1 protein-coding gene is annotated in these 1,281 nt (G+C 65.1%); it reads left to right on the forward strand.

Features of this window, described 5'->3' with window-relative positions; genetic code table 11:
* The first annotated feature begins 69 nt into the window (after positions 1-69).
* Positions 70-1,247, forward strand: a protein-coding gene (locus AB4Y76_RS21260) for an IS3 family transposase (protein ID WP_441928981.1) whose coding sequence is annotated in 2 segments (ribosomal slippage) — positions 70-354 and positions 357-1,247 — 1,176 coding nt in all. Because the reading frame shifts where the segments join, the coding sequence is not laid out codon by codon here.
* Positions 1,248-1,281: the final 34 nt, after the last annotated feature.

Raw genomic sequence — 1,281 nt, forward strand, 5'->3', positions numbered from 1 at the left:
GGGTCTGCTGCACGGATAGGTGACATCTGATCTGCGTCGACGTGTGTCGACGCTGGAAGGATGTGCACCATGCCGAAGGCGTTTCCCAAGGAGTTCCGCGAGGACGTGATCCGGGTCTACCGCGACTCTGATGCCTCGATGGCGCAGGTCGCGAAGGACTTCGGTGTCTCGCCGTCATGCCTGAAGCGTTGGCTCTCGATCGAGGATCGGAAGTCGGCCAGCCCGTCGCCGACGGGCCGGGCCGCGAGCGAGTCCGACGCGCTGCGTGAGGCGAACAAGCGGATCAAGCTGCTGGAGCAGGAGAACGAGGTCCTGCGCCGGGCTGCGGCGTATTTGTCGCAGGCGAACCTGCCGGGAAAATGATGTACCCGCTCGTCCGCGAGCTGGCCGAGGACGGCATCCCCGTCACGGTGGCGTGCCGGGTCCTCAAGATCGCCCGTCAGCCCTACTACCGCTGGTTGGCGAACCCCGTCACCGATGCCGAGCTCGCGACTGCCTACCGGGCCAACGCTTTGTTCGATGCCCACAAGGACGATCCGGAGTTCGGTTACCGATTCCTGCTCGACGAAGCCCGCGACGCCGGTGAGCCGATGGCAGATCGGACCGCGTGGAAGATCTGCTCGGACAACGAGTGGTGGTCGGCGTTTGGGAAATCGAAGCGGGGCAAGGCCAAGAAGGCCGGCCCGCCGGTCCACGACGACCTGGTCAAGCGCAGCTTCACCGCTGATGCGCCGAACCGGCTTTGGTTGACCGACATCACCGAGCACTGGACCAGCGAGGGCAACCTCTACCTCTGCGCGATCAAGGACGTGTACTCCAACCGGATCGTCGGCTACTCGATCGACTCCCGGATGAAGTCCCGACTCGCGGTCGCCGCGATCCACAACGCCGTCGCGATGCGCTCGGCTGCCGGCGAAGTCGTGGCCGGGTGCGTGGTCCATTCCGACCGCGGGTCCCAGTTCCGTTCGCGGAAGGCACAACGCGTGCTGAACCGTCATCAGCTGGTCGGCTCGATGGGCCGCGTCGGAGCGGCCGGGGACAACGCGGCGATGGAATCGTTCTTCAGCCTGCTGCAGAAGAACGTCCTCGACCGTCAGGTCTGGGCGACCCGAGAGGACCTTCGGATCGCGATCGTGACCTGGATCGAGAGGACCTATCACCGACGTCGTCGACAGGCTGCTCTCGGCAGGTTGACCCCGGTCGAATACGAGTTGATCATGACGACAGCCGCCACTCAGGCGGCCTGACCGAACCTGTCACCCGTTCGTGCAGCAGACCCCT

The organism is Marmoricola sp. RAF53, from assembly GCF_052114005.1.
Classification (GTDB): Bacteria; Actinomycetota; Actinomycetes; order Propionibacteriales; family Nocardioidaceae; genus Marmoricola.